The organism is Occallatibacter sp. (assembly GCF_049802275.1).
GTDB lineage: Bacteria > Acidobacteriota > Terriglobia > Terriglobales > Acidobacteriaceae > Telmatobacter.
Genome location: NZ_JBARMD010000609.1, coordinates 1 through 7,975, shown reverse-complemented (window position 1 = coordinate 7,975; position 7,975 = coordinate 1). Strand labels below are relative to the sequence as shown.

Here is a 7,975-nt window from a genome sequence, read left to right as displayed (position 1 = left end):
TCCCCCGCCTGCGCCATGGTCATGGCATTCTCAAGCGTGTAGTACTCCACATCGGGCGTCCATTGCGCCACGGTCGCGCCAGGTTTAGCGGGATCGGCCGACAACGTCAGCTCAATGGAGTTGTCAGCAAACGAGAGCGCCGATACCGGGGCGCCATAGCCCCACTGCAGATCGTCCCATGCCCAGGCGGTTCCATAGGGCTCGCTCAGGTAATAGCTGTCATCGCCCACCACCCGGCCCTCGATCGAGCGCACGCCAGCCTGCTCGACCTGCTGCGCCAGCAGATCGAGCACCTCAATGGCGCGCGGCTCCGCCTTTACCTCCTGGGTCGTTGGCGATGCTTCCGGCTTGCCCGTCGGGGACTCTGCCGGTGGATTCGAGGGCGTCGGAGCAAGCGAAGGCGAACTCGGCGGCTGGTAGGGATAGCTCCGCGCGCTCATCGTGGGATCGCCCGAGCCCAGAATCAGAATGTCCCCATGCAAAACACCGCCCGCATCGATGTCGCCGGAAGCAACCACGTTCGTGGTCCACGTCAGGCTCTCCACTGGAAGCAGCGCGTACGCCGCAGCGGTGGTCGCGAGCTTCGCATTCGACGCCGGAGTGAACAGCTTGCCCTCGTTCAACCCATAGAGCGGCTGCCCATCGAGAGTGGTTACGCTGATGCCGAATTCCGTGTGGCTGAGCGCCGGATCGGAAAGAATCGCCTGGATGCGCTCGGCGATCGTGCCCTTCGCCGGAGCTGCGTGTGCGGGCTTCGGGGCTACCGTATGAGCGTGGTGCGTCTGGGCAAAACCGCTGGTTGTGGCAACGAGAAGCAGCGCCGGACCGAACGCCAGCATTCGCCGGATGGGAAGCATGAGGGGAGTGTAGCAGGGCGTGATTCCTGAGCGTCTTCTATCAACCGTCACTTGAGTGCTCATAGAATCAAAGTTGTCTCCTGATCGAAGATGCAGCCCCGGGTAGTTTTATCCACGGCAGGTTTGGTTGATTCGATGACTCCTTTGACGCGCACAATCTCGCATTGGAAGCTGCGCAGCCGTTCGCTTGAACTCGGCCGCCGAACGCTGGTCATGGGCGTCATCAACATCACGCCGGACTCGTTCAGTGACGGCGGTCTGTTTCTCACCCCCGAAGCTGCGGTGGCCCGGGCGCACCAGTTACTCGACGAAGGCGCGGACCTGCTTGACCTGGGCGCCGAAAGCACGCGACCCGGCTCGCCAGCCGGTAATGTAACCGAGGCCGCTGCTGCGGTAAGCGCAGATGAAGAACAAGCGCGGCTCCTGCCGGTGATCGAAGAAATCCTGGCAGCCAGGCCCGATGCAATCCTTTCCGCCGACACCTATAAATCTGCAACCGCGCTTGCCGCTCTCGCCGCTGGTGCCGAGATCATCAACGACGTCAGCGGATTTTGCTGGGATGAAGCCATGCCCTCTGTCTGCGCCCAGTCCGCTTGCGGCGTAATCCTGATGCATACCCGCGGACGCCCCGACCAGTGGCGCACACAGGAGAAGCTGCCGGCGGATACGCTGATCGAAACCATCCGCACGGGATTGTCGGAGAGCTTTGCAATCGGCACTCGCGCCGGGATCGCCCCGGAGTCTATCGTTCTCGACCCCGGTTACGGTTTCGGCAAAAAGTTCGACGAGAACTACACCATGCTCGCCCGCCAGGCCGAACTGCTCTCCCTTGGCCGTCCTCTGCTCGCCGGAGTCTCCCGCAAATCCTTCCTCGGCCACACGCTAGCCCCGCTCTTCGGTGGCACTCAGGCGCCCATCGAGGCGCGACAAAATGCCAGCATCGCTGCTCTCGTCGCCGCCATCCTGCACGGAGCCTCAATCGTACGCGTGCATAATGTTCGCCCAGCGGTCGAAGCCGCCCGCATCGCCGACGCCGTGCTCACAGCGAGATGAACAAGTTCTTCATCAAAGCTCGACGCAGCGGCCACGCTGGCACAATCACCTCAAGCCTGCCCGCGGGGGCGCTAATCTGCTGCCTGGCTAATGGCGCCAAGCGCCGCTGACTTGCCGGCTTTGTCCCGGTTCATCGGGCTCCGCGCCTCGACATCTCGTGCAGTTTCAGCACCGTGTTCCAATTCCGGCCGGTCCCCATCACGCCCAGAGCCTTGTCTAACGACCTGCCGCTGAACTTGGTCTCCGCCGCGCCGTCTGGCAGATGAAAGTAAACATGTTCAGTAACCAGGTGATACCGGTCGCGCCGTTTCGGATACTGCGCCACGATGCGATCCAGTGCGGCCCGGCTCTCCGGCCCTGCCGGTCCAGCCAGAAACCCTACATGCACCTTTGTCCCATCCGCCGCTTCTGCCGCAAAGGGATTCTCGCGTATCACTCGATCCAGTTGTTCTTGCGTCCGCACCACCACACCGGCCGGGGCGCCGGTCAGCTTTTCCAGCGCAACTGCCACCGCCTTGGCCACAGCTGCCGGCGTACCTTTCGCGTCAACCACCGCATTCCCGCTCTGGATGTAGGTCTCAATTTTCTGAAACCCAAGTTCGGCCAGCAGTTTCCGGAAGTCCGCCATGGGTAGCTTTCCGTGTCCGGCCAGGTTTACAGCCCGCAGCAGAATGACGTACGTTGGCATGGCGATACCTTCTCCCGCGGGGTCCGGCGCATCTTAGACAAAGACCAGGCGTATGACGCAGATCCCCAAGCCGGCAACTGACGCGAGTGTAGCGCGAAGGCCTGAAGAAGCCCAACCACACTCCGAGACAAACCGGAAGTCCATCGAACGGGCCGGAACCCTCGACGAGTTGGAAGCCCGATTTGTCGCCATTGGCGCGCGGGCACAGGCCCTTGTTGACTCTGCCGGATCAGAGCTATGTAATGCGCGCCCCGCCGCCGGATCATGGTCGGCAGCAGAATGCCTGCAGCACCTCAACATATCTACCGACAGCTACTTCCCCATCTGGCAGCAGATCATCGCCAGCGCCGGCCCTCGCAAAGCCGAGTTGAATGCGCCCTATCGCACCGATTTCTGGGGTCGCCTGCTCTCTTGGATTCTCGAGCCGCCCGCCCGAATCCGCTCCAGGACCCTTCTTCCCTTCGAGCCCGTTGAGTGCGGGACCGTCGAATCCGTGCTGTCCGGCTTCCTCGATCGACAGCAGCGCATCGTGGCCACGCTGCACAGGTGCCGCGGCCGCGCGATCGACCAGGTCAGGATGGCCTCGCCGGTAGATCGGCGTATCCGCTACAGCATCTGGTCAAGCTTCCTGATTGTTGCCGCGCACCAGCGCCGCCACCTGTCGCAGGCAGAGCAAGCCGTGCAAAAGCTTCGCAGTGCGAACTAGTTATCCGCATAAAGTGAACAACATCGCCACATATTCGCGATCGCCGGTCCCGTTCCCTTTTGTAGCCCTCACACCTGTGCCACCCCCCGAATCGCCGGTCAATGTCGTACCATCAATTTGTAGGAGTACTGAGTGCAGCAGCTGTTGAATCTATCTGGTTGGCCGCCTGTAGGTGGCGCGGGACCATTTGATACCCGCAAAGCAGCCTTTACGAGCCGCCCGGAATCTGTGACCTTGAGAAGGGTCGACAGGATCGTGGGCACTCGCGTCGACCTGACCTGCATGTTCGGCAAAGAAGTGGTGACTTTCCGATACTTCGCTTCAAACAGGGGAATGGCAGAGAAGGTTGCCGAGCTTCTAGGGCGCAGTTCGGGTCAAAGCTTGCGCGATCTGGGCATGCTCTATGTGGCCGACGACACCGAGTAGGGACGCCAATTCAACTCCCCGCTGATGCAATGCCGCGGCTCGGTGGCTACGGCACCGTGCTTTCCAGACTGCTTCAGACCGCGCAAACTTATAGCGCCTTAAGTGCTTCGGCCTCGCTGTGGAACAATCCGGCGTAATCGGTGATCCCCGCGACGGTGAAGACCTTGGTGAAGTGTGGCGACAGGCCGAATGCGTAAATCTTCCGCGCGGATTGATACGCCTCCATCAGTAGCTGAATCACGAGCGTGATGCCGCTTGAATTGATGTAACCGACTTTGCTGAAGTCCAGCAGGACCAGCTTCGACAATTCCCTGGGAAGCCTCTGATAGGTACCCAGAACGACGTCTTTCGAAGTAGCGGCAATGTCACCCTCAAACCGGACGACGGCCACCGGATGTCCTGCGGGGGATAGAAGCTGATCAACGTGCACCTTGGTTTTGCTCTCCAAGACTTGTTCCTCCGTCCTAAATCTGAGCTTGCTCTGTTCATTCACGCATGGGCTAAATTGGTCGGGCTTTGGTTGCCGACCCTGGCTTCAGCAAGTAAACAGACCATATTGCCATAACCAGAATGCGAATTGGCGCTGAATCGTGGCTGGCGGAGCTTGTCTCATGGCATCGTGGAACCACACGCCGTCGTTCCGGATGCAAAACGCTGTCACTTCTTTGCAGGAATGTCGCCCTGGTTCGGCTTCGCCTGCGCTTGCCGCAAAGTTACGGCGATCAGATGTTTTGGTACTCCGTTTTCGGCCGGAGTGCGCTTGAGAAACAGCTCGGCCGATTCCTGATGTTCGAGATAGGCGTTCAAGAACTCCAGCGTATATCGAGCCATCCAGTTGTAGCTTGCCGCGCCGTCCTCCAGCGAATAATCTGCCGGAACAAAGTGCATCCCTTCTTTCCTGAACCTCTCACTCCTCTGGTACAACGAACTGAACTGGATGTGTGAAATTCCAAGCAACCGTACGTGAAGCAGGTCACCATCGGTCCATTCATTCAGAACATTCGGTGCGCAGGCGCACTGGCTCTTATCCTTGCGCATTGCGTCCCACGTCTCCAGCGGCTCCTCGGCTCTGCTGAAGACCAGCAGGGGTATCGTCATACGATCGGGATGAATGTCGCCGACGCTCTGCACGATTTCAGGAGAGTAGCGGAACGAACCATCCAGCGAGATGAGGGCATCGATACGTTTATCCCGGGCCGCAGCAAAGAGTGCGGCCATGCCACCCCAGCTATAGCCCATCGCAGCAACTTTTGACATATCCGCATCCGGCAGCGTGCTTGCGAAACCGACAAGAAAAGAGATGTCCTGGACCTCCGCGTTTGCGCCTGGGATATCGATGGTCATCGAACGAGACGTTGCACCCATGCTGGGGCTGGCGATCACCACGAAACCCCAGCTCGCCAGATATTCGCAGAGCTCAATGTTCTCAGTAGCGGGAGCGTTCAGACTGGGGGCATAGATCACCACCGGGAAGCGGTCCGCCTTCATTGCCCCGTCGCGGACAGCCCAAGTGTGGATTCCCGTCGTACCCTGCATATACGCATCGACAAAAGATTGCGGCTTACTGTGTTCGACCGGCTTTCCGAAAGTTGTCTCAGTCTTGATCAGGGCCTCGTAATCGCCCAGAGTCATTGCTTGGCCGCTCGCTGTCTGTGCCGGATACCAGACCAATGTCTGCAGGGGACGGGGACCGGAAGCAGCCGGCGAACCGGCCGACGCATTCTCTACCTGGAATTGCCGGGCACGATCAAACTGTTCCACAACCTTCAGGCCAACGGCGTATGGGCCTGGCTTTTCAGAAAACTGAAACTGAAACTCCGGAACAGCTTGCGCAGGCGCGACGCGCAGAGCAGAACAAGCGAAGATGAATGACGCTGCAAGGCAGATTGTAATGTGCACGCCGGCCTCTCGAGTTTACGAAGTGCAACGCTAGCAGCCCAGGCCAGCCATCCAGTCTTTCAAACCCAGTCTGTGTCAAATCACCTGCATGGTCGAACATGCAACCGTATTATTGCTTTTCCGTCGCCAGGTAAACCACCACGCCGCTCAACAGTGCGACCGTTGCGAGTACCGGGAGCAGGATCGATGCCAGCCCACCAGACTGGGACATCGCAGCTGGCACCAGCGCGTCAAGATGCAGCGCCCTTGGCAGATCTGCAAACCAGGCCTTCAGCGCGTTGCCCTGCCATGCAAGAACAGCCACGCCCACAACGACCGAGATTGCCAGCGCAAATATCTGCGCGCCCAGGATGGGCCGCCCAACCCGCTCGATCGCTTCATTGCGCCGCCGCAACTGTGCACGCCACCAGATTGCTCCCGGCGATTCGAGATTCGGCAACGGCATCGTCTGGTGCCGCGCAGTTTGAAGCGCCGTCCTGACAGCCACCAGGTCGGAGCCCATGCGACAGGCCTCGACGTGCGCGCGCAACTCGTCTGGACAAGCCTCAGGCCAATAGCCCCGGTGCAGCAGCTCGGTCACTTCTCGCTCGCGCGCACATGTAAACGGGCTCATGCTTCACCTCCCTGCCGCAGCAATCGCGCCATCTTGCGCCGCGCGCGGAACAGCAGCAACCGGATACTCGCTGACCCCAGCCCTGTCACTTCCGCGATCTCGTGGTGCGAATAGCCCTCGGCATACGCCAGCCACAGCAATTGGCGATCACGTGGTCGCATCAGCGCCATCGCCGGCTCCAGCATTGCCTGCGAATCCGACTGTGCCACACCGCACTTCGCCTTGAACATCTCTTCCGGCATCTCTTCGATCGAAGAAGCCTGCGGACGCCGCCAGTGATCGCGCAACAAATTGGTTGCAATTCGAAACAGGTACCGCCGCGCCGCCACTTCACCGTCTTGGGGATGTTTCGCGCAGAGAAAGCGCACGTAGCTCTCCTGCGTCAGGTCGTCCGCCAGCGCAGGATCGCGGCTCGCACGTACCAGGTAAGCCCACAGCGACCGTGCCGATCGCGCGTAGAACGCAGCGAACTGCTCGTTATCCATTGCTGCGACGGCGGTGCCCGAGGCAAGAGGCTCGCCCTCGCCCGCCAGCACGTTCGGAATGGTCGACTCCCAGGGCATTGGCCTCTGCTTCCTCACCTTCACCCGGCTCCCCGTGACTCACTGCCTGTCCTTGAACGAGGAACCGCCGAGAGGCGAATCGTACCTGCTCTGTGCATTTTGATCAGCGGGCATCAAGCCCAGCTTCGCTGCCAGCAGCCACGAAACGCCTGCAGAGATGATAAAGCCGATTCCAGGCATCAGCACCACCGTTCCAAAGAAGAGCATCGGCGTATCCATGTCCGGCCCGGCGTGCCGCAGCATCAGCAGTCCTATTCCCAGCAGCACCATCACAATGCCTGCCTGAAGCGGCGTCAGCACACGTGCCACAGCGCTCGGCATGCGACGGCCCTGCTCGATGCCAATCGGAATCGGCGCAGCCTCCAGGAATTTTCTGCCCGCGTCGGTCTCCATGTACGCGGCCAATTCCTGGTTGCTGGTGAACTTGTCGATCAGCTTGCCGTGCACGTCGCTCTGCAACTTGAAGATCCGGCTCCAGCGGCGATTCTCAACAAACATACGAGCCAGCACAAAAATCGCCGTCAGACCAAACGCGAACGCGATCAGCGGAACCATATCGCTCCAAATGCGCTCAAAGGAGGTGGGTTGGCCCTGCGACCGATACACATCCGGCCACACCGCCCGTTCGAGCGCCTCATCCGGCTGCCCGTCTTCGTGCTTCAAATGCGAAAACAGATAGAACTCTGGATTCCGCGCCACCTCGGGATGCGCCGCCAGAAACGCCGCCAGTTGTGGGTTGTTGTGCGCAACATAATCCGTGTTCGAAAGCAGCGACGGATCGTGCGAAACCACGGTGGTCAGCGTCGGGCTCAGCCGCAGCAGCCGGATAAGCTCGGTCTGCGTCGCCGCCACGTCGCGCTCGTTGGGAGCAGGTGCGCTGCTCGATGCCGACGCTGTTGCAGGTGCGGGCGCCGGTGTGGTTGCGCGGGGCTGCGCCACACCCACGGTGGGCAGAAGCAAAACTGAAAGTGCAAGCGCTGAAAGAATCCGGTACGCCAGCCGACGGTTGTCCATTGTTGTCTTCCCTCGAATCGAAATGGCTTTCTCAGCCCTTCTATCGAGAACAACGAACGAACCAGCGCATTGGTTAACAGACTTTCTTGGACCTAAATCCTCCAGAAATCCCTGTTTTAGGGACGTCATGGCCCTTTAGCAGTATTTAAGTAACGG

Annotated in this window: 10 protein-coding genes; 3 read left to right on the top strand and 7 right to left on the bottom strand. The window is 60.2% G+C overall.

All coding sequences use genetic code 11. From position 1 onward, the window contains the following. Window positions 1–920 (bottom strand): D-alanyl-D-alanine carboxypeptidase (locus WA354_RS20790; protein ID WP_472814939.1); only part of this gene is annotated, 920 nt, incomplete at its 3' end. Window positions 921–992: 72 nt separating this feature from the next. Here WA354_RS20790 and folP point away from each other — a divergent pair. After that, window positions 993–1,910, top strand: a complete 918-nt coding sequence (folP, locus tag WA354_RS20785) for a dihydropteroate synthase (protein WP_472814938.1) — start codon at window positions 993–995, stop codon at window positions 1,908–1,910. Between the two features lie 130 nt (window positions 1,911–2,040). Here the strand turns inward: folP and WA354_RS20780 are convergent, their stop codons facing one another. Then, on the bottom strand, window positions 2,041–2,598 hold the full coding sequence (locus WA354_RS20780) for a DUF1697 domain-containing protein (protein WP_472814937.1): 558 nt from the start codon (window positions 2,596–2,598) through the stop codon (window positions 2,041–2,043). 52 nt (window positions 2,599–2,650) lie between these two features. On the opposite strand from WA354_RS20780, the gene WA354_RS20775 reads away from it, so the two are divergent. Both WA354_RS20775 and WA354_RS20770 read left to right on the top strand, forming a co-directional pair. Next, on the top strand, window positions 2,651–3,304 hold the full coding sequence (locus tag WA354_RS20775) for a DinB family protein (protein WP_472814936.1): 654 nt from the start codon (window positions 2,651–2,653) through the stop codon (window positions 3,302–3,304). Window positions 3,305–3,559: 255 nt separating this feature from the next. After that, window positions 3,560–3,730, top strand: coding sequence for a hypothetical protein (locus WA354_RS20770; protein WP_472814935.1), 171 nt, complete (start codon window positions 3,560–3,562; stop codon window positions 3,728–3,730). A gap of 88 nt (window positions 3,731–3,818) precedes the next feature. Here the strand turns inward: WA354_RS20770 and WA354_RS20765 are convergent, their stop codons facing one another. The 5 genes from WA354_RS20765 to WA354_RS20745 form a co-directional block, all read right to left on the bottom strand. Continuing rightward, a complete protein-coding gene (locus WA354_RS20765) occupies window positions 3,819–4,178 on the bottom strand; it encodes an STAS domain-containing protein (RefSeq protein WP_472814934.1) in 360 nt (119 codons plus the stop codon). 209 nt (window positions 4,179–4,387) lie between these two features. Continuing rightward, window positions 4,388–5,629: a dienelactone hydrolase family protein gene (locus WA354_RS20760; RefSeq protein WP_472814933.1), complete on the bottom strand. Its 1,242-nt coding sequence runs from the start codon at window positions 5,627–5,629 to the stop codon at window positions 4,388–4,390. A 109-nt stretch (window positions 5,630–5,738) separates the two neighbouring features. Beyond that, window positions 5,739–6,242, bottom strand: coding sequence for a hypothetical protein (locus WA354_RS20755; RefSeq protein WP_472814932.1), 504 nt, complete (start codon window positions 6,240–6,242; stop codon window positions 5,739–5,741). Then, on the bottom strand, window positions 6,239–6,805 hold the full coding sequence (locus WA354_RS20750) for an RNA polymerase sigma factor (RefSeq protein WP_472814931.1): 567 nt from the start codon (window positions 6,803–6,805) through the stop codon (window positions 6,239–6,241). The genes WA354_RS20755 and WA354_RS20750 overlap by 4 nt, the downstream gene beginning before the upstream one ends. 39 nt (window positions 6,806–6,844) lie before the next feature. After that, window positions 6,845–7,819: a hypothetical protein gene (locus tag WA354_RS20745; RefSeq protein WP_472814930.1), complete on the bottom strand. Its 975-nt coding sequence runs from the start codon at window positions 7,817–7,819 to the stop codon at window positions 6,845–6,847. Window positions 7,820–7,975: the final 156 nt, after the last annotated feature.